The 23,782-nt window shown below is 72.1% G+C and carries 22 protein-coding genes and 5 tRNA genes; 18 read left to right on the top strand and 9 right to left on the bottom strand.

Annotated elements, in window-relative coordinates:
* Window positions 1–115: 115 nt before the first annotated feature.
* The gene (locus tag ABT078_RS05555) at window positions 116–805 is read right to left on the bottom strand and encodes a lysophospholipid acyltransferase family protein (protein WP_502981164.1); all 690 of its coding nucleotides are present in this window, start codon (window positions 803–805) and stop codon (window positions 116–118) included.
* A gap of 224 nt (window positions 806–1,029) precedes the next feature.
* On the opposite strand from ABT078_RS05555, the gene ABT078_RS05560 reads away from it, so the two are divergent.
* The 3 genes from ABT078_RS05560 to ABT078_RS05570 all read left to right on the top strand — a co-directional run bounded on the left by ABT078_RS05560 (window position 1,030) and on the right by ABT078_RS05570 (window position 3,483).
* Window positions 1,030–2,232 (top strand): glycerophosphodiester phosphodiesterase, encoded by a 1,203-nt coding sequence (locus ABT078_RS05560; RefSeq protein WP_351224103.1) that lies wholly within the window; start codon window positions 1,030–1,032, stop codon window positions 2,230–2,232.
* Window positions 2,233–2,373: 141 nt separating this feature from the next.
* A complete protein-coding gene (locus ABT078_RS05565) occupies window positions 2,374–2,943 on the top strand; it encodes a sigma-70 RNA polymerase sigma factor region 4 domain-containing protein (RefSeq protein ID WP_351224105.1) in 570 nt (189 codons plus the stop codon).
* A 36-nt stretch (window positions 2,944–2,979) separates the two neighbouring features.
* Window positions 2,980–3,483 (top strand): GNAT family N-acetyltransferase, encoded by a 504-nt coding sequence (locus ABT078_RS05570; protein ID WP_351224107.1) that lies wholly within the window; start codon window positions 2,980–2,982, stop codon window positions 3,481–3,483.
* A gap of 218 nt (window positions 3,484–3,701) precedes the next feature.
* On the opposite strand, the gene ABT078_RS05575 is transcribed toward ABT078_RS05570, so the two are convergent.
* Window positions 3,702–4,142 carry a hypothetical protein gene (locus ABT078_RS05575; protein ID WP_351224108.1) on the bottom strand — a complete coding sequence of 147 codons (441 nt, stop codon included), beginning with the start codon at window positions 4,140–4,142 and terminating at the stop codon, window positions 3,702–3,704.
* A 2-nt stretch (window positions 4,143–4,144) separates the two neighbouring features.
* Complete coding sequence (locus ABT078_RS05580) at window positions 4,145–4,504, bottom strand: hypothetical protein (protein ID WP_351224110.1); 360 nt, start codon at window positions 4,502–4,504, stop codon at window positions 4,145–4,147.
* 577 nt (window positions 4,505–5,081) lie between these two features.
* On the opposite strand from ABT078_RS05580, the gene ABT078_RS05585 reads away from it, so the two are divergent.
* From ABT078_RS05585 to ABT078_RS05620, 8 genes are all read left to right on the top strand, one after another.
* A complete protein-coding gene (locus tag ABT078_RS05585) occupies window positions 5,082–6,158 on the top strand; it encodes a methionine ABC transporter ATP-binding protein (RefSeq protein WP_351224112.1) in 1,077 nt (358 codons plus the stop codon).
* Window positions 6,155–6,823: a methionine ABC transporter permease gene (locus tag ABT078_RS05590; protein ID WP_351224114.1), complete on the top strand. Its 669-nt coding sequence runs from the start codon at window positions 6,155–6,157 to the stop codon at window positions 6,821–6,823. Before ABT078_RS05585 ends, ABT078_RS05590 begins: the two co-directional genes overlap by 4 nt.
* A gap of 101 nt (window positions 6,824–6,924) precedes the next feature.
* Complete coding sequence (locus ABT078_RS05595) at window positions 6,925–7,797, top strand: MetQ/NlpA family ABC transporter substrate-binding protein (protein WP_351224116.1); 873 nt, start codon at window positions 6,925–6,927, stop codon at window positions 7,795–7,797.
* 184 nt (window positions 7,798–7,981) lie between these two features.
* On the top strand, window positions 7,982–8,626 hold the full coding sequence (locus ABT078_RS05600; RefSeq protein WP_351224118.1) for a GNAT family N-acetyltransferase: 645 nt from the start codon (window positions 7,982–7,984) through the stop codon (window positions 8,624–8,626).
* A gap of 78 nt (window positions 8,627–8,704) precedes the next feature.
* Complete coding sequence (gene cbiE, locus ABT078_RS05605) at window positions 8,705–10,006, top strand: precorrin-6y C5,15-methyltransferase (decarboxylating) subunit CbiE (protein WP_351224120.1); 1,302 nt, start codon at window positions 8,705–8,707, stop codon at window positions 10,004–10,006.
* 344 nt (window positions 10,007–10,350) lie between these two features.
* On the top strand, window positions 10,351–13,809 hold the full coding sequence (gene cobT, locus ABT078_RS05610; protein WP_351224122.1) for a nicotinate-nucleotide--dimethylbenzimidazole phosphoribosyltransferase: 3,459 nt from the start codon (window positions 10,351–10,353) through the stop codon (window positions 13,807–13,809).
* A gap of 295 nt (window positions 13,810–14,104) precedes the next feature.
* Window positions 14,105–15,364: a uroporphyrinogen-III C-methyltransferase gene (cobA, locus tag ABT078_RS05615; protein ID WP_351224124.1), complete on the top strand. Its 1,260-nt coding sequence runs from the start codon at window positions 14,105–14,107 to the stop codon at window positions 15,362–15,364.
* Window positions 15,365–15,428: 64 nt separating this feature from the next.
* The gene (locus tag ABT078_RS05620) at window positions 15,429–16,250 is read left to right on the top strand and encodes a TrmH family RNA methyltransferase (protein WP_351224126.1); all 822 of its coding nucleotides are present in this window, start codon (window positions 15,429–15,431) and stop codon (window positions 16,248–16,250) included.
* A 29-nt stretch (window positions 16,251–16,279) separates the two neighbouring features.
* On the opposite strand, the gene ABT078_RS05625 is transcribed toward ABT078_RS05620, so the two are convergent.
* Window positions 16,280–17,512, bottom strand: a complete 1,233-nt coding sequence (locus ABT078_RS05625; protein WP_502981167.1) for a serine/threonine-protein kinase — start codon at window positions 17,510–17,512, stop codon at window positions 16,280–16,282.
* Between the two features lie 211 nt (window positions 17,513–17,723).
* Between ABT078_RS05625 and ABT078_RS05630 the strand changes: the two genes are divergently transcribed.
* The 4 genes from ABT078_RS05630 to ABT078_RS05645 all read left to right on the top strand — a co-directional run bounded on the left by ABT078_RS05630 (window position 17,724) and on the right by ABT078_RS05645 (window position 20,223).
* Window positions 17,724–18,002: a DUF8836 family protein gene (locus ABT078_RS05630; protein WP_351224130.1), complete on the top strand. Its 279-nt coding sequence runs from the start codon at window positions 17,724–17,726 to the stop codon at window positions 18,000–18,002.
* A gap of 187 nt (window positions 18,003–18,189) precedes the next feature.
* The gene (locus ABT078_RS05635) at window positions 18,190–18,396 is read left to right on the top strand and encodes a hypothetical protein (RefSeq protein ID WP_351224131.1); all 207 of its coding nucleotides are present in this window, start codon (window positions 18,190–18,192) and stop codon (window positions 18,394–18,396) included.
* Between the two features lie 557 nt (window positions 18,397–18,953).
* A complete protein-coding gene (locus ABT078_RS05640) occupies window positions 18,954–19,889 on the top strand; it encodes a phosphotransferase family protein (protein WP_351224410.1) in 936 nt (311 codons plus the stop codon).
* 52 nt (window positions 19,890–19,941) lie between these two features.
* A complete protein-coding gene (locus ABT078_RS05645; RefSeq protein WP_351224133.1) occupies window positions 19,942–20,223 on the top strand; it encodes a TFIIB-type zinc ribbon-containing protein in 282 nt (93 codons plus the stop codon).
* 61 nt (window positions 20,224–20,284) lie between these two features.
* Here the strand turns inward: ABT078_RS05645 and ABT078_RS05650 are convergent.
* The 5 genes from ABT078_RS05650 to ABT078_RS05670 form a co-directional block, all read right to left on the bottom strand.
* Window positions 20,285–20,356 (bottom strand) — tRNA-Val (locus tag ABT078_RS05650).
* A 34-nt stretch (window positions 20,357–20,390) separates the two neighbouring features.
* A tRNA-Val gene (locus ABT078_RS05655) sits at window positions 20,391–20,462 on the bottom strand.
* A gap of 21 nt (window positions 20,463–20,483) precedes the next feature.
* Window positions 20,484–20,555 (bottom strand) — tRNA-Val (locus tag ABT078_RS05660).
* Window position 20,556: 1 nt separating this feature from the next.
* Window positions 20,557–20,630: transfer RNA gene (locus ABT078_RS05665), tRNA-Cys, on the bottom strand.
* A 38-nt stretch (window positions 20,631–20,668) separates the two neighbouring features.
* Window positions 20,669–20,741 (bottom strand) — tRNA-Gly (locus ABT078_RS05670).
* 200 nt (window positions 20,742–20,941) lie between these two features.
* On the opposite strand from ABT078_RS05670, the gene ABT078_RS05675 reads away from it, so the two are divergent.
* From ABT078_RS05675 to ABT078_RS05685, 3 genes are read left to right on the top strand one after another with little or no spacing between them, the layout of a single operon-like run.
* Window positions 20,942–21,988 (top strand): chorismate-binding protein, encoded by a 1,047-nt coding sequence (locus ABT078_RS05675; protein WP_351224135.1) that lies wholly within the window; start codon window positions 20,942–20,944, stop codon window positions 21,986–21,988.
* Window positions 21,988–22,818 (top strand): aminotransferase class IV, encoded by an 831-nt coding sequence (locus tag ABT078_RS05680; protein WP_351224137.1) that lies wholly within the window; start codon window positions 21,988–21,990, stop codon window positions 22,816–22,818. The genes ABT078_RS05675 and ABT078_RS05680 overlap by 1 nt, the downstream gene beginning before the upstream one ends.
* 58 nt (window positions 22,819–22,876) lie before the next feature.
* Window positions 22,877–23,740 (top strand): GNAT family N-acetyltransferase, encoded by an 864-nt coding sequence (locus tag ABT078_RS05685; protein WP_351224139.1) that lies wholly within the window; start codon window positions 22,877–22,879, stop codon window positions 23,738–23,740.
* The last annotated feature ends 42 nt before the right edge of the window (window positions 23,741–23,782 follow it).

The following is a 23,782-nucleotide window of genomic DNA, read 5'->3' on the forward strand; positions in this document are numbered from 1 at the left end:
CCAGTCACTCCGCCTTCGCCCTGGTGGCGGCCTTGTCGTGCGCCGTCCCTGGGGCTCGGCGCCTGGGTGCCTCGTACGCTTCAGGCGGCGGGGGTCCCGGCCGACGGTCCCTCGCTCAGGCCGCCTTCGCCTTGGTGGCGTACATGTCCACGTACTCCTGGCCGGACAGCCGCATCACCTCGGTCATCACCGAGTCCGTCACCGCGCGCAGCACATAACGGTCGCGGTCCATGCCCTCGTAGCGGGAGAACTCCATCGGCTCCCCGAAGCGGACCGTCACCCGGCCGGGACGCGGCAGTCCGGCGCCGCCCGGCTGCAGCTTGTCCGTGCCGATCATCGCGAACGGGACGACGGGCGCGCCGGTCATCAGGGTCAGGCGTGCGATGCCCGTACGGCCCCGGTAGAGGCGGCCGTCGGGGGAGCGGGTGCCCTCCGGATAGATGCCGAAGATCCTGCCCTCCTCCAGCACCCGGCGGCCGGTCATCAGTGCCGCCACTCCGCCGTTCGCCCCGTCCCGGTCGACCGGGATCATGCCGACGCCCGTGAAGAACCAGGCCATCAGCCGGCCCTTCACCCCCTTGCCCGTGACGTACTCGTCCTTGCCGATGAAGAAGACCTGCCGGCCGCAGACCAGCGGCAGGACCATCGAGTCGATGAAGGTGAGGTGGTTGCCGGCGAGGATGACCGGGCCGTCCCCGGGAATGTGCTGGGCGCCTTCCACGCGGGGGCGGAACATCAGGCGCAGGAACGGTCCGAGCACTGCCTTGATGAGCGACAAGCGGGACAACGGGTCCTCCGAAGTCATGGGCGGTCGGGTACGGCCGGCGAAGTCTCTGCAGGTGAGGACGATACTCGCGGGTCCGGCCCCTGCGCACATTGGGTTCATCGAGCCGATACACAGTGTTGACCCGAGTTTTCGGCGCGTTCGCCCAGCGTCTGCCGCACGTAACGTCCCGCCACCTAGCATCGTGCGCCGCGCGGGACCCGTACGACAGGTGCGGGACATCACATCCCTTTGGAGGAGCGCTCATGACACAGGGTGCGGACAGAACCCCCGGACGGCGCACTGTCCTGGGCGCTGCGGTGCTCGGCTCGGCGACGCTCGGCCTCGGTGCCGCCTCGGCGGCGCACGCGCAGGAACAGCACGGCGCCGACGGCCGGGGGCAGGGCCAGGGCCACGGGTTCGGGCACGGGCACGGGCAGGGACACGGGTACCGCGGGCTTCCCGTGCCCACGGTCATCGCGCACCGCGGCGCGAGCGGCTACCGCCCCGAGCACACCCTGGGCTCGTACCAGCTGGCCCTGGACATGGGCGCGCACGTCATCGAGCAGGACCTCGTGCCCACGAAGGACGGCCATCTGGTCTGCCGTCACGAAAACGACATCACGGGCACGACGGACGTCGCCTCGCGGCCCGAGTTCGCGTCGCGCAGGACGACGAAGTCCGTCGACGGTACGAGCCTCACCGGCTGGTTCACCGAGGACTTCACGCTCGCCGAGCTGAAGACCCTGCGCGCCACGGAGCGGATCCCCGGCACCCGTCAGGAGAACACCCTCTACGACGGCCGGTGGGAGATACCCACCTTCGAGGAGGTGCTGCGCTGGGCGGATGCGGAGGGCCGCCGCCGAGGAGCCCCCGTCTGGCTGCACGTCGAGACCAAGCACCCCACCTACTTCCGCGGCATCGGCCTCGCCCTGGAGGAGCCGCTCGCGAAGCTGCTGCGCCGGTACGGCCGCCACCGCGCGAACTCGCCCGTCTTCCTGCAGTCGTTCGAGCCCGGCAGCATCCAGCGGCTCGCGAAGCTCGTCTCCTCCCCGCGTGTCGTCCTGCTCTCCGGCGCGAGCACCCGCCCCTGGGACTTCGTGCAGGCGGGCGACCCGCGCACGGTCGCGGACCTCGTCAAGCCCGAGGGCCTGAAGTGGATCGCCTCGTATGCGCAGGGCATCGGGCCGACCCTCGACCTGATCATCCCGAAGGACGCGAGCGGGAAACTCGGCGCGCCGACCACGCTGGTCCGGGACGCGCACGCGGAGGGCCTCATCCTGCACCCGTACACGGTGCGGAACGAGAACTCCTTCCTGCCCGCGGACTTCCGGCGCGGCACCGACCCGAACGCGTACGGCGACGCCTTCGGCGCCTTCAAGGTCTACTTCGAGCAGGGGATCGACGGCATCTTCACCGACAACCCGGACACGGGGCTGCTCGCCCGCACCGACTTCGTCGACCGCTGACCACCGCGACGAGCAGCGCCGGCCGGGCCGCGGATGCCGCCGCCCGGCCGACTCCGTCAGCGGCCGGACGCCCGTCATGCGGTCGGGTGAGAGCGGGCCACCGCCGAAACCGCAGTTCGCGGTGGTGACGTCCCGACGGACATGACGCCCAGCGAAGACCTCGTCGCCCTTCCCGCCATCGCCAAGTCGTTCGGTGCGCCGAGCGCGCTCGTACGCGTACTGCAGCCGCTCGTCGCCGCCGAGGCCAACGCCGAGGCGGACAACGGTGGCCTGGACTCGGGGGACATCGAACAGGACGTGTGGGTACGGCTGCTGGAACAGCTCGACGCCGAAGGGCCGCCCGCCGACGCGGCCGGCTGGGTGCGCGGAGCCGTGCGCGACGAGGCGCTCCGCGCCCGGCGGCGGGCCCTGCGGGAGCGTCCGTACGCCGGCGAACCGGCGGCCGGCCCCGCTGCCTGCCCGGAGCGGGCCGCCCTCGTCGCCGAACGGCGCCGGGTGGTGCGGGCAGCGGTGGCCCGTACCCCTGGACACTGCCCACGGCTGCTGACTGCGATGCTGTCCCCGATGGACCCCACCTACCGAGAAATCGCAGGACAGTTGGGTATCTCACAAGGCAGTCTGGGGCCGATGCGTTCCCGTTGCCTGGGATGTCTGCGCAGAATGCTCGCGGCAGAGGTTGCAGCTCCTGAACTGCGGGGAATGGAGCGGTAGACAACCGGGTGACAGGTGAGCGGGAGGCATGCACACATGGGTATGAGCGTGAGCATCTCAGCGGCGGCGGCACAGGACGCCGAGCACATCCTCAAGCTGCAATACCTGTGCTACCAGAGCGAGGCGGAGCTCTACGGCGACTACAGCATCGAACCGCTCACCCAGAGCCTCGACGACCTCCGGTCCGAGCTCGCCCGCGGACACGCCCTCGTGGCCCGCCTCGGCGACGAAGTCATCGCGTCCGTACGGGGCGAGATCGACGAGGCCGGAACGGCCAGGATCGCCAAGCTCATCGTCCACCCGCGGATGCAGCGCCACGGCCTCGGCGGACGGCTTCTCGACGCCATCGAGGCGCATTTCGCGGGCGAGCCGGCCGCCAAGCGCTTCCAGCTCTTCACCGGCCACCGGAGCGAGGTCAATCTGCGGCTCTACCGCAGCCACGGCTACGCGCCCGTGTCGACCCGCGAGGTCGGCCCGAAGCTGACGCTGATCACGCTGGAGAAGGACGCCGACGTGCGGGACTACGCCAAGAGCGCCTAGCCCGGGGCCGTGTGTGAGAACTGTCGCCGTCCGCCCGTAGGGCGGGGCTCGCGGCGTCCGGTGCGTGCCCTCGCAAGGCGGTGGATCATCCTCGTGGCGGACGTACGTGGATGACTCCGACAACGTGGCGTGGGGGCACCGCCCGAGCCCGAAGGGCTACGGGGGAGTGCGTGCCGGGCGGGAGTTCTCGGACACGGCCCGGCGCACGAACACCCGGCTCAACGCCGGGCCTTGCGCAGCCACAGGATTCCCGTGACCGGCAGCAGCACCGGGATGAAGAGGTAGCCCATCCCGTAGCCGGACCACACCGTGGCATCCGGGAACGCGGACGGGTCCGCGAGCGTCCAGGAACCCACGACCAGTACGCCCACGAGCTCGGCGGCGCAGCACACCAGCGCCGCCCTGCGGGCCGCCTCGCCGCCGCGTACCAGGGTGTAGGTGATGAACGCGTACACCACGGCGGCGATCGCGGAGAGCGAGTAGGCGAGCGGAGCCCGCTCGTACTCGGTGGCGATCTGGTAGACCGAGCGGGACACCGCTCCCACCGACATCACGCCGTACAGCCAGACGACCAGCACGCCGGGGCCGTGGACGAGCCGGGTCCGCGGGCCGGGCCGCTCCTCGGTGACGCCGGTGGCGTCGGTGGCGGCGTCGGTCATCGTCAGGCCTTCCAGATGTCGTAGAGCCGTACTTCCAGGACGGCGAGGACCACGGCGCCAGCCGCGACCGTCACCGAACCCCAGCGCGTCCGCTCCGCCAGCGACAGGAAACCGGCCGCCGGGATCGCGGCCAACGCGCCGATCAGATACGCGACGAAGATCACCGAGCCCTCGTCGGCCTCCAGGCCACGGGCCAGCTGCACGATCCCGGTCACCAGCTGTGCCAGCGCCAGCACCGTCACCACGGCCATGCCGATGAAGTGCCAGTCCTTCGTCGGCTGGTCCCGGTAGGCGGCGAGACCGCACCAGGCGGCGAGGGCGAGCGCGGCCGCGGAGACCGCGATCGTGAGGGCGTCAAGCATGCAGTCGAGGGTATTACGGGCCGAATGGCCCGCCGTGCGCGGGGCCCGCCGGTGCCCGGGGTTCGCCGCAGCCGGGTGCCGCCGGGACGGGAACCGTGGCCTTGGCCACAACGCACGAGCCGGCCGAGCCGCCCGCTGGCGTCGTCGTGAAGGCCCTCCCGGCCGCGTCCCGCCTGGCCACGCCCTTCGCGTCACGGTCGTGGCGGCGGCCGATCTGTCCGCACTTCGAATGGAAGCAGTCCGCTATGCGGACACCGAAGCTCCGCTCGTACGCCTGTCTGCTTTACTTGCCCGCATGACCACGACGAGCAGCCGCACCCTTGCGACCGAGGCGAACACAACGCCCGGTGCTCGTTGTATGTGTCGAATGCGCGCCTTCTGAGGGCCCCTGCCTGAGCCTCGCGCCCCGAAGCGAGACCCCGACAGTCGCGCCGCGTCCGCCAGCATCCTGCCGGACCGTGCCTGCACCACGCACACCCTGCCCCCAGGTCACCCGTGTGTGTCCGGCTGTCCCAAGACGACACACCCGTGCCCGGCGCAACCGCACGCTGCGCACTCGACAGTGACGGAAATCCCTGTGATCACCACTACGGGCCTCACCAAGGTCTACCGGTCGCGAGGCCGCGACGTCACCGCCCTGGACGGCGTCGATCTGCACGTCCGCGAGGGCGAGGTCTTCGGCGTCATCGGCCGCAGCGGCGCCGGAAAGTCCTCCCTCATCCGCTGCATCAATCTGCTGGAGCGGCCCACCTCCGGCACTGTGACCGTCGACGGCGTGGACCTCACCGCCCTCGCCGGCCGCGGCAACCGTGCCGGGAAGGAACTGCGCGAGGCGCGCAGCCGCATCGGCATGGTCTTCCAGCACTTCAACCTGCTGTCCTCGCGCAGCGTCAAGGACAACATCGAGCTGCCCCTGGAGATCCTCGGCGTCTCCGGCTCCGAGCGCTCCCGCCGCGCACTCGAACTCCTCGACCTCGTCGGCCTCGCCGACAAGGCCAAGGCCTACCCCGCGCAGCTCTCCGGCGGCCAGAAGCAGCGCGTCGGCATCGCCCGCGCCCTCGCCGGAAACCCGAAGGTGCTCCTCTCCGACGAGGCCACCAGCGCCCTCGACCCGGAGACCACCCGCTCGATCCTCCAGCTGCTGCGGGACCTCAACCGGCAGCTCGGCCTCACCGTCCTCCTCATCACGCACGAGATGGACGTCGTCAAGACGGTCTGCGACTCGGCCGCCCTGATGAGGCAGGGCCGGGTCGTCGAGTCCGGCACGGTGAGCGAACTGCTCGCCACCCCCGGCTCCGAGCTCGCCGAGGAACTGTTCCCGGTCACCGGGGCCGCATCGGGCCCGGACCGTACGGTCGTCGACGTCACCTTCCACGGCGAGGCCGCCACCCAGCCGGTGATCTCGCAGCTCTCGCGCACGTACAACATCGACATCTCGATCCTCGGCGCCGCGATGGACACCGTCGGCGGCAAGCAGATCGGCCGGATGCGCATCGAACTGCCCGGCCGCTACGAGGAGAACGTCGTGCCCGTCGGCTTCCTGCGCGAACAGGGCCTCCAGGTCGAGGTCGTCGACGACGAGGCCGAGGCCGGCTCGCAGGCCGAGGAGATCCCCGCGCCGCGCGCGGAACTGGTGAAGGAGACCGTCAAGTGACGTGGTCGGAGATGCAGCCGCTGCTGACCCAGGGCACCGTCGACACCCTCTACATGGTGCTGTGGTCCACGGTCGTCACCGTCATCGGCGGACTGCCGCTCGGGATCGTGCTCGTCCTCACCGACAAGGGCGGACTGCTCCAGAGCACCCCCGTGAACAAGGTCGTCGGCGTGATCGTGAACATCGGCCGATCGCTGCCGTTCATCATCCTGCTGATCGCGCTGATCCCCTTCACCACCGCGGTGGTCGGCACCTTCATCGGCCCCACGGCCATGATCGTGCCGCTCGCCGTCGGCGCCATCCCCTTCTTCGCGCGACTCGTCGAGACGGCGATCCGCGAGGTCGACCACGGACTGGTCGAAGCGGTCCAGTCCATGGGCGGCTCCATCCCGACGATCATCCGCAAGGTGCTGCTCCCGCAGGCCCTGCCCTCGATCATCGCCGCGATCACCACCACCGTGATCGTCCTCGTCGGCTACTCGGCGATGGCCGGTGCCGTCGGTGGCGAGGGACTCGGATCCAAGGCCGTGACCTACGGCTTCCAGCGGTTCGAGACCCAGTTCATGCTCATCACCGTCGTCATCCTGATCGCCATCGTCTCCGCCGTGCAGCTCATCGGCGACGGAGTGGTGCGGCTGCTGGCCCACCGCGGCCGCACCGCCTGAGCACCACGGCCCGACCGGCCCTCCGCTTCATCCGGCCCACCCGCAAGCCCGCACTCCTTGTCCGGGCGCCATCACCGCAATACCAGAAAGAGGCACTTTTCGTGCGTAACCACCGCAAGACCATCAAGCTCACCGCGGCCGCTGCCGTCACCGCCGCCCTCACCCTCGGCCTGACCGCCTGCGGCACCGCCTCCGACCCGGGCGCCAAGGCGGACTCCGGCGACAAGGCCGCCGATTCCACGCCGCTCGTCGTCGCGGCGTCCCCGACGCCGCACGCGGACATCCTCGAGTTCGTCAAGAAGAACCTCGCCGACAAGGCCGGTCTCAAGCTGGAGGTCAAGGAGTTCACGGACTACGTCCTGCCGAACACCGCCACCCAGCAGGGCCAGGTCGACGCCAACTTCTTCCAGCACAAGCCGTACCTGGACGACTTCAACAAGAAGAACAAGACCACCATCGTCCCGGTGGTCAATGTCCACCTCGAGCCGCTCGGCCTGTACTCCGACAAGGTCAAGACCCTCAAGGACATCAAGCCCGGCCAGACCATCGCGGTCCCGAACGACACCACCAACGAGGGCCGCTCGCTCCAGCTGCTCGCCGAGAACGGCCTCATCGCCCTCAAGCCGGGCGTCGGCACCAACGCCAAGCTCTCCGACATCACCGACAAGAAGGGCCTGGAGTTCAAGGAGCTGGAGGCCGCCACCGTGCCCCGCGCCCTGAACGACGTCGACGCCGCCGTCATCAACGGCAACTACGCCATCGAGGCCGACCTCAAGCCCGCGGAGGACGCCCTGGTGCTGGAGAAGGCGGAGGGCAACCCCTACGCCAACTTCCTCGCCGTGAAGGCGGGCAACGAGAAGGACCCGCGCGTCGAGAAGCTCGCGAAGCTCCTCAACTCCCCCGAGGTGAAGAAGTACATCGAGGACACCTACGACGGCTCGGTCATCCCGTCCTTCGGCGCCGCAGCCAAGTAACGGCGCCCGTAAGGGCCTTGTGGGCGAAGGCCCCGCGCATCCCGGTGGTGCGCGGGGCCTTCGGCGTCACCGGTGTGTTTCCCCCGGCATGTCCTCGGCGTACCGACCCGGCCATGCACATCCCTCACCCGATGCTGCATGCTGTGCCTTTACGGCCTTCACGACGTTCACGACGGTCTTCGGCATGGAGCTGCGCATGACTACCACCTTCCCCGACATCTCCATCAGCACGGAGCGGTTGGTGCTGCGCGCGTTCGAGGACGCCGACATCCCGGCCCACACCGAGATGATGAACGACGAGATGGTCACCGCCTGGACCTCCGTGCCGCACCCCTACACCCGGCAGGACGCCGAGGACTGGGTACGCAGGATCGCTCCTGCTGAGCGCGCGGAAGGCCGGGGCATCGTTTTCGCCGTCACCGAGTTCCTCACCCAGCGCCTCGTCGGCATCGTGCATCTGCAGAACACCGACTGGCGTGTCCTCGCCGCCGAGGCCGCCTACGTCACCGCCCCCTGGGCGCGCGGCGAGGGCTATGCCACCGAGTCCATGCTCGCCGTCGCGCAGTGGCTCTTCCGGGACCAGAAGTTCGAGCGCCTGGAGATCCGCACGACCGCCGACAACACCGCGTCGCAGCAGGTCGCCCAGAAGATCGGCTGCATCAGCGAAGGCGTCCTGCGCAACGCCTGGATAGCGCGCACCCTGACCGAGAGCGGCTGGGCGGACATCCGGACCGACCTGATCATCTGGAGTCTGCTTCCCGAGGACCTCGACGGCGTCGCCGACCAGATGGCCGATGCCGGATATTCCACCTTCGCCGACTGGAACTGATACCAGGTACGCTCACGACCTGCGACAACGTCGGCGACACCGCCGGCGACCTCAGCGAGCTCCAGGAGACAGACGACGATGGCCGACCGGGTCACGGTGATCGGCTGGGACGGTTCACCCCTGCCCGCGGCCGCCAGGTCCGCCCTTGCCGCCGCCACGCTCGTCGCCGGCGCCGCCCACCACCTGGCCCTCCCCGAGGTCCCCGTGGGCGCCGAGCGCATCCGGCTCGGCAGCGTCGACCTCGCTGCCCGCAGGATCGCCGGGCACCGCGGCAGCCCCGTCGTCCTGGCCGACGGCGACCCGGGATTCTTCGGCGTCGTACGCACGCTCAGGGCGCCGCAGCACGGACTCGAGGTCGAGGTCGTCCCCGCGGTCTCCTCCGTCGCCACCGCCTTCGCGCGAGCCGGGATGCCCTGGGACGACGCCCAGGTCGTCGTCGCACACGGCCGCACGCTGCGGCGCGCGGTCAACGTCTGCCGCGCCCACACCAAGGTGGCCGTCCTCACGTCGCCGGGCGCGGGCCCCGCCGAACTGGCCCTCCTCCTCGAGGGCGTCCACCGCACCTTCGTGATCTGCGAGGAGCTGGGCACCGAGCGGGAACAGGTCACCGTGCTCACCTCCGACAAGGTCGCCGACCACTCGTGGCGCGACCCGAACGTCGTCATCGTCATCGGCGGCGCCGCGTCCGCAACCGCGACCGGCGGAGGCTGGGTGTCCGGGCGGGAGACCGGCTATCCCTCGCAGGTACGCGGCTGGGCGCTGCCCGCCGAGCCCGGCCGGGGTGACGTCCGGGAAAGCACCGGGGACAACGTCCGCGACCACGCGGGCGACCACATCCGGCCCGGCGAGCACGCCCGGCACCCGATCGGGGAGGGAGAGTCGGTGCAGCTGCGCGCCGCGCAGCTCGCCCGCCTCGGCCCGCGCCTCGGTGACCTCGTCTGGGACATCGGCTGCGGCAGCGGTGAGCTGGCCGCCGACGCGGCCCGCTTCGGTGCCGCGGTCATCGCGGTCGACGCCGACCCCGCCGCCTGTCTCCGTACGGAGGCCGCCGCACGCCGTCACGGCGTCCAGCTGCAGACCGTTCAGGGCCGCGCGCCGCACGTGCTGGAGCGGCTGCCGGAGCCCGATGTCGTACGCATCGGCGGCGGGGGAGTGCCCGTGGTCACCGCCTGCGCCGACCGGCGCCCCGAGCGCATCGTCACCCACGCCTCCACGCGCGACGAGGCCGAGGCGATCGGCACGGCCCTGGCCGAGGGCGGCTACACCGTCGAATGCGCCCTGCTCCAGTCCGTCGAGCTGGACCCCGCCGACGCCTGGTCGGAGCGCGAGCGCTCGGTCGTCTTCCTGCTCGCCGGCCACCGGCGGGACCAGGCCCACTGACGCCCCCCGGGGCCGGGCGTCGAACGCGGCGCGGTAGGCTGGCCGATCGTTGTACCGCTGCCGGTCGTTAGTCGATTCGTTCGCCAATATCCGGAAAAGGGGACTGTTTTGGGTCCCGCTGTGGTACGGCGCGACCGGGGGACGCGCAACGTGGCGCAGTCCACAGCGAACCGTGGCGGATCCTGCTGCCACAGGGGCGAACGGCCACGAGAATGCTTGGTGTCTGTGGGTATTCGTGCCGCGCGGCGCACACGCTCGTTCTTGTAATGACGGGCGCCGTGTGTGCCGATCGGGCGCCCCGGGCGAGGGTCTGAAGGAGCACAACCGATGGGCGAGGGGTACGCATGACTGACACCGGCCAGATCCCGGGCGAGGGGCTGCCGGAGAACGCAGGCATGGTGGCGCAGGCGGGCATCCCCGCTCCGGGCGCGTACACCTACCTCGACCCCTCCGACCACGTAGCCGAGACCGCCGTCGAGGACGACGACCTGCTGCTGATGCCGGGAGTGCAGGGCGCGTGGAGCGAGCCTCAGCCGATGGCTCCGCCGGCCGTGACCGCGCCCTCCGCGGCGCCGCATGCCGATCCCATGGCACCTCAGGCCCCGGCTCCGGCTCCGGCCCCCGCGGTGCAACTGCCCATGGACGGCGCGGCTCCGGGCGCTGCCGCCGCGGCCGTCCAGGCGGCCGTGCAACAGGCCGCGCCGCAGCCCGTCGCGCCGGTGGCGCCCGCGCCGATGATGCCCGCGCCGATGACGGCCGAGCCGGCGATGGCCGAACCCGGCACGGTCGAACCCGTGATGGCCGAGCCCGTCGCGCCGGCCGCCCCGGAGCCGATGGCTTATGAGCAGGCCGTGGCCGAGCCGGCCGTCCCCGTACCTCACCAGGTCGCGCCCGAGCCGACGCTGCACGAGGCGGGGGTCCACGAGGCCGGTGCGTACGAGGCCGGTGCGTACGAGGCCGGTGTGCACGAGGCGGGTGCGCACGAGGCCGGCGGCCGGGACTCCGGTTCGCTCGACCTCGGTGGCGTACGTGTCCCGCCCCCCGCACCGGCGCCCACGCCGTCCCCGGCGCGCCGTCCGCTCCACATGGGACCGCCCGTACCCGACGCCACCGGCGGTGTCGTGCGCTCCCTGTCGGACCGCGGCCCGGCCGGCCGGCCGGCAGGCGCGGCAGGCCACACGGCGCCGAACCCCGTGCCCGTCCGTCACGCCGGCCCGCCGACCACGGGGCCCGAGTACCTCGACGTGGCTCGGGAAGAGGCGCCGGTCCTCGCCGCGCCGCACCTGGGAGAGATTCCGGCGCAGGCTGCGGCTCCCTGGACCCCTACGCCTGCCGCCGCTCCCGCAGAAACGGTCGTCCCGGAGGCCGTTCAGGTCGCCTCCGACACGGCCCTGGCGGCCCCGGGCGACGCTGTTTCCGAGGTGCCGGCCGATGCCCTTGCCGAGGCACCGGGGGAGGCCTGGGGCGAGGTCCCCGTCATGGCCTCGGAGCCCGTACCCGTGGGAGAGTTCGTGCCCGTGGACGGCCCCCTTCCGACCACGCCGCACCTCGCCCCGACGCCGGTCGCCGTGATGGTGGCGGCCGAGGAGGAGCCTGTCGCGCCGGAGCCCATGGCCGTCGCGGCCGAACCGGAGGCAGTGGAACCGGCCGCCGAGCCGGTGGAGGCGACAGTGGAGCCCGTCGCCGCGGAGGAGCCCGCCGGGCCGGCCGAGCAGGCCGCCGTCGCCGAGCCCGTGTCGGAGGTGCCCGTGTCGGAAGTGCCCGTATCAGAGCAGCCCGTATCAGAGCAGTCGGTGTCCGAGCAGCCCGTGTCCAAGGAGGCCGCTCCCGCTCCCGCACCGGAGCCGGAGCCCATCGCTGTCGTACCCGCTCCCCGCAACGGCGACGACAGCGACAGCCACAGCGACGACGTGCCGGCCGCGCACCGGACGGAAGAGCCCACGGGCGAGCCCGAGCCGCTCGACGAACCGGCGGAGCCGCAGGCCGTCGAAGCACCGGAGCCTTCCTTCGAGCCGCTTGTCCCGGACGAGGACGCCGTCACGACGACCGGCAGGACACCCGTTCCCGCTTCCGCTCCTGCCCCCGGCTACGACGACGCCGAGCGCGAGGCCGTACTGCGCGTCATGCGTGAGCGCCGCGACATCCGCAACGGCTTCCGCTCCGACCCCATCCCGCACGAGGTGCTCCTCCGGGTCCTCGAAGCCGCCCACACCGCGCCCAGCGTCGGCCATTCGCAGCCCTGGGACTTCGTGGTCATCCGTTCCGCCGAGACGCGCCGCACGATGCACGAACTGGCGCAGCGTCAGCGCGAGGCGTACGCCAAGTCGCTGCCGAAGGGCCGGGCGAAGCAGTTCAAGGAACTGAAGATCGAGGCGATCCTCGACACGCCCGTGAACATCGTGGTCACCGCCGACCCGACACGCGGCGGCCGCCACACCCTCGGCCGGCACACCCAGCCGCAGATGGCCCCGTACTCCTCGGCCCTCGCCGTCGAGAACCTCTGGCTCGCCGCCCGCGCCGAGGGCCTCGGGGTCGGCTGGGTCAGCTTCTTCGACGAGCGCGAGATGGTCCGATCGCTCGGCCTCCCGGAGCACCTCGAGGTCGTGGCGTACCTGTGCGTCGGTTACGTCGACGAGTTCCCCGAGGAGCCCGAGCTGATGCAGGCGGGCTGGTCCAGGCGCCGCCCGCTGTCCTGGGTGGTCCACGAGGAGACGTACGGCCGCCGCGCCCTGCCCGGCGAGGAGCCGCACGACCTGCTCCAGGAGACCGTCTCCAACATCCGCCCGCTGGACGCCAAGGCGCTCGGCGAGGCATGGGAGCGGCAGAAGCGGATGACCAAGCCCTCCGGGGCGCTCGGCATGCTGGAGATCATCTCCGCGCAGCTCGCCGGGCTCTCACGGATGTGCCCGCCGCCGATCCCGGAGCCCGCGGCGGTCGCGATCTTCGCGGGTGACCACGGGGTGCACGCCCAGGGCGTGACCGCCTGGCCCCAGGAGGTCACCGGCCAGATGGTCGCCAACTTCCTCGGCGGCGGAGCGGTCTGCAACGCGTTCGCGAACCAGGTCGGCGCGGAGGTGTGCGTCATCGACGTCGGCGTGGCGTCCGACCTGCCGGCCACGCCCGGACTGCTGCCGCGCAAGGTCCGCCCCGGCACGGCCGACTTCACCACGGGACCGGCGCTCACCCGCGAAGAGGTGCTCGCCGCGATCGAGGTCGGCATCGAGACGGCCCGGGATCTGGTCGCCGCCGGTAACAAGGCGCTGCTCACCGGTGAGATGGGCATCGCCAACACGACGGCGTCGGCCGCGCTGATCTCCGTGTACACGGGCGTGGACGCGGCGGAGGTGACGGGGCGCGGCACCGGCATCAACGACGAGATGCACGCGCGGAAGGTGGACGTCGTCCGGCGCGCGCTGGACCTCCACCGACCCGACCCCGCCGACCCGGTCGGCGTCCTCGCGGCGGTGGGCGGTCTGGAGCACGCGGCTCTGGTCGGCTTCATCCTCGGTGGCGCGTCGTTGCGTACGCCGGTGATCCTGGACGGCGTGTCTGCGGGCGCCGCGGCGTTGGTCGCCAGGGCGGTCGCGCCCGAGGCCCTCGCGGCCTGCATCGCGGGCCACCGCAGCGCGGAGCCGGGCCATGTCGCGGCCCTCAACAAGCTGGGCCTGCGTCCCCTGGTCGACCTCGACCTCCGCCTGGGCGAGGGCACGGGCGCGCTTCTCGCCCTTCCGCTGGTCCAGAGCGCGGCCCGAGCGATGCACGAGGTCGCGACGTTCGACTCGGCGGGCGTCACGGAGAAGTAGCCCGCTACCGGTTGCGCGCACCGTGCGGCGTGACGTGGTGCGGCACCGCGCCACGTCACGCCGCACGCGGTCCGCCTCCAATCGCCTGACGGGCTCGGGGTGTCCGGGGGCGCCCGCCGTGGTTCGTGGGCAGACGTTCGCCCGGGCGCCGGGCCGCGCAGGATCGGCCGCGCCCACCCCGGTGCCCGGCGACCGCGACGCCGTATCGTGGTCGCGAGGAGCCTCATCCCTGTCCCCACCAGCCGCTTCACCGTCGCAGCGGCCCGCACCGCCCCTCCCGAGGAGCCGCACCGCCATGGCCGAGCACGTCGACGTCGAGCACGCGCAAGATCACCCGCAGGCGCAGGAGCACCCCGCGTACCCCGTAGGACTCCGCCTCTCCGGGCGCCGCGTCGTCGTCATCGGCGGCGGCCAGGTCGCCCAGCGGCGCCTCCCGGCGCTCATCGGGGCCGGTGCCGACGTCACGCTGATCTCGCCGTCGGCGACGCCCTCAGTCGAGGCCATGGCGGAGGCAGGCGAGATCACGTGGACGAAGCGCCGCTACGCGGATGGGGACCTCGCCGACGCCTGGTACGTGCTCGTCGCCGCCTCCGACCCCGTCGCCAACGCGGCCGCGTCCGCCGAGGCCGAGCGCACCAGGACCTGGTGCGTACGCTCCGACGACGCCGAGGCGGCCACCGCCTGGACCCCGGCCACCGGCCGCAGCGAGGGTGTGACCGTCGCCGTCCTGACCGGGAAGGACCCCCGCCGCTCCGCCGCCGTGCGCGACGCCATCGTCGAGGGCCTCCGCGACGGTTCCCTCGCCGCACCCCAGCACCGTGCCCGCGCCCCCTTCGTCGCCCTGGTCGGCGGCGGTCCCGGCGACCCGGACCTGATCACGGTCAGGGGCCGCCGCCTCCTCGCCGAGGCCGACGTCGTCATCGCCGATCGCCTCGGGCCGCGCGACCTGCTCGACGAACTCCCCCCGCACGTGGAGGTCATCGACGCCGCGAAGATCCCGTACGGCCGCTTCATGGCCCAGGAGGCCATCAACAACGCGCTCATCGAGCACGCCAAGGCGGGCAGGTCGGTCGTCCGTCTCAAGGGCGGTGACCCGTTCGTCTTCGGCCGCGGCATGGAGGAGGCCCAGGCACTCGCCGAAGCGGGCATCGCCTGCACGGTCGTCCCCGGAATCTCCAGCTCGATCTCGGTACCGGGCGCCGCGGGCATCCCCGTCACACATCGGGGCGTGGCCCACGAGTTCACGGTCGTCAGCGGCCACGTCGCGCCGGAGGACCCGCGTTCCCTCGTCGACTGGAAGTCGCTCGCCAAGCTGACCGGCACCCTTGTGATCCTCATGGGCGTCGACAAGATCGGTGCGATCGCGGAGGCGCTCATCGCCCACGGCAAGGCGCCCGACACCCCGCTGGCCCTCGTCCAGGAGGGCACGACGGCCGCCCAGCGCCGTGTGGACGCCACGCTCGCCACGGTGGCCGAGACCGTCAGGACCCAGGACGTCCGGCCCCCGGCCGTCATCGTCATCGGCGACGTCGTCGCCGAGGGCCCACAGAAGTAACCAACGGTAACCAATCCGCGCCCCAGCCGTTGGCACCACCCCCCGGACAAGGCAGTATCACCCTGTGGCCGATCTCATCACCGTCGACGATCCCGATGACCCGCGTCTGCGCGACTACACGGGCCTGACCGACGTCGAGCTGCGACGCAAGCGCGAGCCCGCGGAGGGCCTCTTCATCGCCGAGGGCGAGAAGGTCATCAGGCGGGCCAAGAGCGCCGGCTACGAGATGCGGTCGATGCTGCTCTCGGCCAAGTGGGTCGACGTGATGCGCGATGTGATCGACGAGCTGCCCGCGCCCGTGTACGCCGTGAGCCCGGAGCTCGCCGAACGCGTCACCGGCTACCACGTCCACCGCGGCGCGCTCGCCTCGATGCAGCGCAAGCCGCTGCCGACGGCCGACGAACTGCTCCGGACCACCCGCCGGGTCGTGGTCATGGAGGCGGTCAACGACCACACCAACATCGGCGCGATCTTCCGCAGCGCGGCCGCGCTCGGCATGGACGCGGTACTTCTCTCGCCCGACTGCGCGGACCCGCTCTACCGCCGCTCGGTGAAGGTCTCCATGGGCGCCGTCTTCTCCGTGCCGTACGCACGCCTGGACACCTGGCCCAAGGGCCTGGAGACGGTACGGGAGGCGGGCTTCAAGCTGCTCGCCCTCACCCCGGACGAGAAGGCGTCGGCCATCGACGAGGCGGCTCCGCACCGCATGGACCGGGTCGCGCTGATGCTCGGCGCCGAGGGCGACGGACTGTCCACGCAGGCCCTGGTGGCGGCGGACGAGTGGGTGCGGATCCCCATGGCGCACGGTGTCGACTCGCTGAACGTGGGCGCGGCGGCCGCGGTCGCCTTCTACGCGGTCGCGGCGGGCCGCCCCGACACCCTCTAGGCGAGGAGCCGCGCGGCCTCCGTCCGGCCCTAGCCGCGCAGGCCCTGCGCCAGCGTGATCCCCAGCGCCACGACCAGGGTCACCACGACGAACACGAAGATCCGCTGACGCAACAGCCGCGGATTGGCGGGCCTGCGCCCGGTGGAGGTCGTCCGCACGCCGGGCCGGGAGGGAGCGGTACGGCTGCCCGTACCCGCACCACCCCGGGACTGCGACGGTCGCGAGTCCCCCGTACGCGGCGACGAAGTACGCGAATTCCCCGAGGGGCGCGACTGATGCGGCGGACGCGACACCCGGTCCCGGGGTGGGGGAGCCCCTGCGGCCCCCGCCGCACGCCCCTGGGTGTTCCGCTCCGTGTAGCGGGCGGTGTTACGCCCGGACGACAGATCCTGCTCCGCCCGCTCGCGCTGTGCCGGCGGCCGGCCCTCCGGCACCAGCCCCTGCGCCTCGCGCGCCGCGATCTCCTTCAGTCGCATCGACAGCTGAAGGGTGCTGGGACGCTGGTCCGGGTCCTTCGCCAGACACGCCTGCAGCAGCGGAGCCAGCGCGTCCGGTACGCCGTGCAGCTGTGGCTCCTCGTGCACCACCCGGTAGAGCATGACCTCGGAACTGCCGTGCCCGAAGGGGGAGTCGCCGGTCGCGGCGTAGGCGAGCGTCGCACCCAGCGAGAAGACGTCGGTCGCGGGAGTGACCACGGCGCCGCGCACCTGCTCGGGCGCGAGGAAGCCGGGCGAGCCCACCGCCGTACCGACGTGCGTGAGCGTGGACGCCCCCGTGGCCCAGGCGATGCCGAAGTCGATGATCCTCGGCCCCTTGGGGGAGAGAAGAATGTTGGACGGCTTCAGGTCACGGTGCACGACCCCGGCCTCGTGGACGGCCACCAGGCCCTCCGACAACGCCGCCCCGATCGCCGCTGTCTCGGCCGCGGCGAGCGAGCCGTCCGCGGCCACCTTGTCGTGCAGCGAGGGCCCGGGCACGTACTGCGTGGCGAACCAGGGACGCTCCGCCTCGAGATCGGCGGCCACGAGGCGGGCCGTGCAGCCGCCCCGGATCCGCCGCGCGGCGGACACCTCGCGGGCGAACCGGGAACGGAACTCCTCGTCCTCCGCCAGATCCGGCCGGATGACCTTCAGCGCAACCCGCTGCCCGCGGCGGTCGGAACCCAGGTACACGACCCCCATCCCGCCCGCGCCGAGCCTCCGGTGCAGCCTGAACGAGCCGACGACACGCGGATCCTCGCGCCGGAGCCGCATCATCGCCATGTCCATCCCCGTCGGCCTGTTGTCCGTTATCCGTTTGACGTGGCACAGCTTACGTATCCGTAGCCCGGTGTGCTCATAGGCCGCGCCCTCGCGGACCCATCGATTGTCAGTGCCGGATGGGAAACTTGAGGGGTGGTCAGGGAGCCGTCGGCCCAGGGCTTCCGGCCCGTGCGATTTCCCAATGGTCCGTCGCAGAAGGGGGATTGGATCGATGAAGGGTGACCGCGTGGAGATAGTCGTGGACGCGGGTGACACGACGAGGACGTACGAAGTGGTGGCAAGCCGGGCGGGGCGCCGGGTGGAGACGGCGGTCCGGCGCGGGGTGGTGGAAGTGAGCGAAGTCACGCGGACCGGGGTGGTGGTGCGGACGGCCCGCTTCATGGCCAACCGGGTGCTGGCGCTGGTCGAGCAACCGGTGCCGAGGGAGGACTCCTCGGAGGTCCCGTCGGAGTCCGCCAGGCGTCCCCTCCGGGAAGACCCTCAGGCCTAGGTCCACGTCTCCACCCAGGGGAGTACGTGGGCAGTCGGCGGCTCATCCTCCGGGAGGCCCGGTAATCGGTACGCGGGCATGACGCCCGGGGCGTGCCGGGTCCCTAGTGTTGAGGTCAAGCGGCGGGTGAAGCACTCGTCCCCCGAGGTCAGCCACTCGCCGCTGCAACCACGACAGGAGAGGACCCATGGCGGACACGGCATCGCGGACCATGATCCGCGCGCAGGGACGCAGGGCTTTCGCCGCGTTCGGCGACCGCCCGTCCGGCCGTCGCCACCCGTTGGTGGCGACGGCGATGGTGCTTCCCCTCGCGACCCTGCTCGTCGTCGTCTTCGGCGGCTGGGAAGCGGTGGTCACACAGGCGTCGTCCGTGGGCGTGATGCTGGGGCGCTGAGCGGCGCCCCGGACCCGGGAGAGCGGCCCGGGTCGGGGACATCCCACCCATAACCCCGTGGGGACGGGGGTGCGGCGGACGACAGCGTTCGGCCGGTCAGCTGGGGAGCTGGCCGGCCAACGCCATTCTGCTGAGGGCGCAGGGGCCACGCCCCGCTGCCCCACCCCCACCGCGCCGACCGGGCTCATCCGGTGCCGGGCCGTTAGCTGTTGGGGCGGTCGGGGTTGATCCGGCGCCGGCCGGTTGCCGCCGAGGCGGTCGTGGCCGGCCGTGCCGGGGTGGCTGCCGATGGTGGCCGCTCCGGGGCTGATGTCCTGGCCTGTCGGTCCGCACCGTGCTCCGCGTGAGCTGCGGGCGCCTCTACGTCCAGCACACGACCCCTGCGCGTCCCCTCGACGGCGGCCCCAGTTGCCGATACCCGGTGGGCGGCCGTCCCGCCGGTGGTTCGTGGGCAGTCGTACCTCCCGGGCCCGAAGGGCCACGGGAGAGGGTGGGCGCAGACGGACACCCGGCCCGCCCCGTAAGCTCGCAGGGTGAGGCAGGGCAACGGCACACTCGTGGGCGTGCTTTCGGAGGTCGCGCGGGGCGCCGCCCACGTGCCGGGTCAAGCGCCCTGCCGGGCCTGCGCGCGCGGGGACGAGGTGCTGGCCGAGCGCGAGGACGGCGTCGTCGTACGGCACGGGCAGGCCGTCGCCAAGGCACACGCGGCAGGGATCGACCCCGACGGGCACGACGTGCGTCTCGCCGTCGCTGCCCACCCGCGGCTGGACGGGATCCTGTTGCCACCCATCCCGCATGCTGCCGCCGCGTTCGACGGACGCCCGGTCACCGCCTGGCCCTACGGAACGCCCGTCGACCCGGGCGAGCCCGGCGCGGCTCCGTGGGAGGAGGCCGGGGCCCTCCTCGCCCGCCTCCACCGCGTGCCGCTCGACGCGCTGCCCGGCCCGCTGCCGCCCATGCGCGGCCCCGCCAAGGCGGCCGCAGCCGTCGCGCGTGCAGCGGGCGTACACCACCACTCCTCCGCCCGGCCCGTGCTCGACGCCTGGCGCAGGCTGCCCGCCTGGGCCCGTGACGAGGCTCCCTCGCCCCGACCGCCCCGGCTCTGCCACGGGGACCTGCATCTCGGGCAGCTCGTCCGCCATCCCGCAGACGAGGGCCGCTGGCTGCTCATAGACGTCGACGACCTCGGCCTCGGCGACCCCGCCTGGGATCTCGCCCGCCCCGCCGCCTGGTACGCGGCGGGGCTCCTGCCGCCCGACGTGTGGACCCGTTTCCTCGCCGGGTACCGAGCCGCCGGCGGTCCCGCCGTCCCGCCCGCGCCCTACGACCCGTGGCCCCAACTCGACGTCCCCGCACGTGCCCTGACCGTGCAGACGGCCGCCCTCGCACTGGCCAAGAGCACCGCGGAGGACCGCGATCTCGACGACGTGGAACGGCTGATGGTCGACTCCTGTGCCCGAATTGCCGCGCTCCCGGCCGAGTTGGAGGCATGATCCCGTCGTAGGCTGAAAGCACCATCCGAACGGTGAGGAGCTGAGCCCGACCATGCAGTGTCCCAAGTGTCATGCACCCATGCACACCTACAATCGCAACGGCGTCCAGATCGAGCAGTGCAGCGGCTGCCGGGGAATATTCCTCGACTACGGCGAGCTGGAGTCGCTGACCCGGCTGGAGTCCCAGTGGGCGCAGCAGGCCCCGCCGCCCGCGCCTCCGGCCCCGCAGGCCTACCCCGCGCCCGCCGCGCCGGCCTGGGGTGCCCCGCACCACGGCCACCACGGCGGGCACCACAACCAGCGCGGGTTCGGCCGGATGCTCTTCTCCTCCTGACAGAGGAGGGTCACGACGACGGAGCCCCCGGCCGCATCACGCGGCCGGGGGCTCCGGTCTGTGGACGATACTGGGATTGAACCAGTGACCTCTTCCGTGTCAGGGAAGCGCTCTCCCGCTGAGCTAATCGTCCTCGGGACCACGACCCGAGGGCCATGGGCACTGCGTGCGCGATACTGGGATTGAACCAGTGACCTCTTCCGTGTCAGGGAAGCGCTCTCCCGCTGAGCTAATCGCGCGGGGGACCCTCGCAGGTCCAGTGGACGATACTGGGATTGAACCAGTGACCTCTTCCGTGTCAGGGAAGCGCTCTCCCGCTGAGCTAATCGTCCTTGGAGGTGGAGACGGGATTTGAACCCGTGTAGACGGCTTTGCAGGCCGTTGCCTCGCCTCTCGGCCACTCCACCAGGAGCTGCGGGGTTTCTCGGGAAGATCCCCCACTTCGAGCGGACGACGAGATTCGAACTCGCGACCCTCACCTTGGCAAGGTGATGCTCTACCAACTGAGCCACGTCCGCCTGTCGTTTCCGGCCCGCTCTCGCGTCCCGGCGACGTGTTGAACTCTAGCGGATTCCCGGGCCAGCACAAAAACGCGTTTCCGCAGCGTGCTGAGCTGTGTTCACGGCGGGTTCACCACCGGGTGCAGCTCGCAGCCGGTGGGAAGCGCCCCGGAGCAGGGCCGCAGCGGCAGCCACCGGGCCGCCATAGACTCACAGCCGTGCACGACCTCGCTCCTCTGGCCCGCTTCGGCGGCCTCGTCGCAACCGACCTCAGGGACGTCACGAGTGACCCCGGGGCCCTCGACTCCTCCGGCTTCTGGGCCGTCTCGGCCGACTTCGAGGGCCGCCTCACCTGCGCCCGTTTCGGAGACGTGCGCCCGTCGCCGGTTCCCGCGCCGGATCCGGAGGCCTGGCGCGGGCCCGAGGCCGGAGACTGGACGTCGTCGCTGGACCGGGCCGCGTACACGGCGGGCGTACGCCGGATCCGTGAGTACATCGCCGTCGGTGAGGTCTACCAGGCGAACCTGTGCCGGGTCCTGTCCGCGCCCCTGCCCGACCCGGACGTCGCCGACGTCGACGCGCTGACCGCGCTGCTGGCGCGCGGTAACCCGGCCCCGTACGCAGGAACGATCCGGCTGCCGGCGCACGGCGTGGAGATCGCCACCGCGTCGCCCGAGCTCTATCTCCGCCGCGAGGGCCGCACGGTCGAGTCCGGACCGATCAAGGGCACCGGTCGCACGGCCGCCGATCTGCTCGACAAGGACCATGCCGAGAACGTGATGATCGTGGACCTGGTCCGCAACGACCTGGGGAGGGTCTGCGCCACCGGGTCGGTGACGGTACCCGCCCTCTGCTCCGTCGAGGCGCACCCGGGGCTCGTCCATCTGGTGTCCACCGTGCGCGGCGAGCTCGTCCCCGATGCGGGCTGGCCCGAGCTGCTGGACGCCACCTTCCCGCCCGGTTCGGTCACCGGCGCGCCCAAGTCGAGCGCCCTGCGGATCATCGAGGCGCTGGAGACGGCGCCGCGCGGGCCGTACTGCGGTGGCATCGGCTGGGTCGACGCCGACCGCGGCACCGGCGAGCTGGCGGTCGGGATACGCACTTTCTGGATCGACCGCGCCCAGGGCGTCCTGCGTTTCGGCACCGGCGCCGGCATCACCTGGGGCTCCGACCCCGAGCGCGAGTGGGAGGAGACCGAGCTGAAGGCATCCCGGCTGCTCGCGGTAGCGTCGGGAACGTACGCGCAGAGCGGAAGGACCGCGTGATGAGGATCTGGGTCAACGGCGGACTGCGGGACGCCGACACCGCGGTGGTATCGGTGTTCGACCACGGGCTGACCGTGGGAGACGGCATCTTCGAGACCGTGAAGGCGACCGAGGGCCGCACCTTCGCGCTCACCCAACACCTCGACCGGCTCACCCGCTCGGCCCGCGGCCTCGGCCTGCCCGACCCGGACCACGACGAGGTACGCCGCGCCTGCGAGGCCGTCCTCGACGCCAACCCCGTGGCGCTCGGCCGGCTCCGCATCACGTACACCGGCGGGCTCTCGCCGCTCGGCTCCGACCGCGGTGACAAGGGCTCCACCCTCGTCGTGGCCGTCACCGCGGCCGGGCGCCGCCCCGACACCACCGCCGTGATCACCGTCCCGTGGACGCGCAACGAACGCGGCGCGCTGGCCGGGCTCAAGACCACCTCGTACGCCGAGAACGTCGTCGCCCTCGCCCGCGCCCATGAGCAGGGCGCCTCCGAGGCGCTCTTCGTCAACACGGTGGGACAGCTCTGCGAGGGCACCGGCTCCAACGTCTTCGTCGTCCTCGACGGCCAGCTGTACACCCCGCCGATCTCCTCGGGCTGTCTCGCCGGGATCACCCGTGCGCTGACGGTGGCCTGGACCGGGGCGCTGGAGGCGGATCTGCCGATGGACGCGCTGGACCGGGCCGAGGAGGTCTTCCTGACGTCCACCACGCGTGATGTCCAGGCCGTGCACCGCGTCGACGCCCGTGAGCTGTCCTCCGCGCCCGGTCCGCTGACCGCCAAGGCCATGCGGATCTTCGAGGAGCATGCCGCCGCCGACCCCGATCCGCAGGCCCCGTGAGCCGGGAACCTCGCAAAACCTGGTGACGGGCAGCCGTGGGGCAGGTAGAACACCCCTGATGACCACCACCCTGCGGCCGTCCGGGCCGCTTCAGCGGAGCGAGGGCGGTGCCCGTTCGCGTACGTACGACGTATGCGTGAACAGCAGGCCCGTCGGAACGATCGAGCTCGCCACCCATCCCGGGCTCGGCCCGTCGGCGGGCGTGGTGCGGTCCCTGCGCATCGACGAGCCCGACCGGCGGCGCGGGCGGGGTACGGTCGCGGCACTCGCGGCGGAGGAGGTGCTGCGCGGCTGGGGCTGTACGCAGATCCTCACCTCCGTGCCGGCCGAGAACGCCGCGGTGCTGCGCCTGACCACGGCGCTCGGCTACACGGAGCGTGGCCGGAACATGCACAAGGAACTGCCGGACGGGCCGCCGCCCCGGCTGCCCGACGGGGTCGAGGGGCGGCCCATGACCGACGGCGAGTTCCAGGAGTGGCTGGCCACCGCGGTCGACAACTACACGCGTGAATGGGTCACCCGCGGGGTGCCCCACGACGAGGCCCGCGCCAAGTCCGAGGCCGACCACCGCGATCTCCTCCCCGACGGCCTCGCGACGCGCGGCGCCTGGATCAACGTCCTGGTCGCGCACGCAGACGCAGACGCGGACGGCACGGCCGTCGGGCACGTCTGGCTCGCCGAGCGCGAGGTGCTTCCGGGCGAGCGGGGCGCGTACGTGTACGACGTCGAGGTCGCGGAGGCGTACCGGGGCCGGGGGTACGGGCGGGCGCTCATGCTCCTCGCGGAACGGGTCGCGCGCACGGAGGCAGGGGCGTCGCTGCTCGGGCTGCACGTCTTCGCGGGGAACGCGCCGGCGCTCGGGCTGTACGAGTCGCTCGGTTACCGGACGTCTCAGATCCACTGCTACAAGCAGCTGCTGTAGGGGGGCAGGACGGGCACGCGGGCCGCCGGCCCCGCCCGCCCG

This window comes from Streptomyces sp. NPDC002133 (assembly GCF_040296405.1).
Lineage (GTDB): Bacteria > Actinomycetota > Actinomycetes > Streptomycetales > Streptomycetaceae > Streptomyces.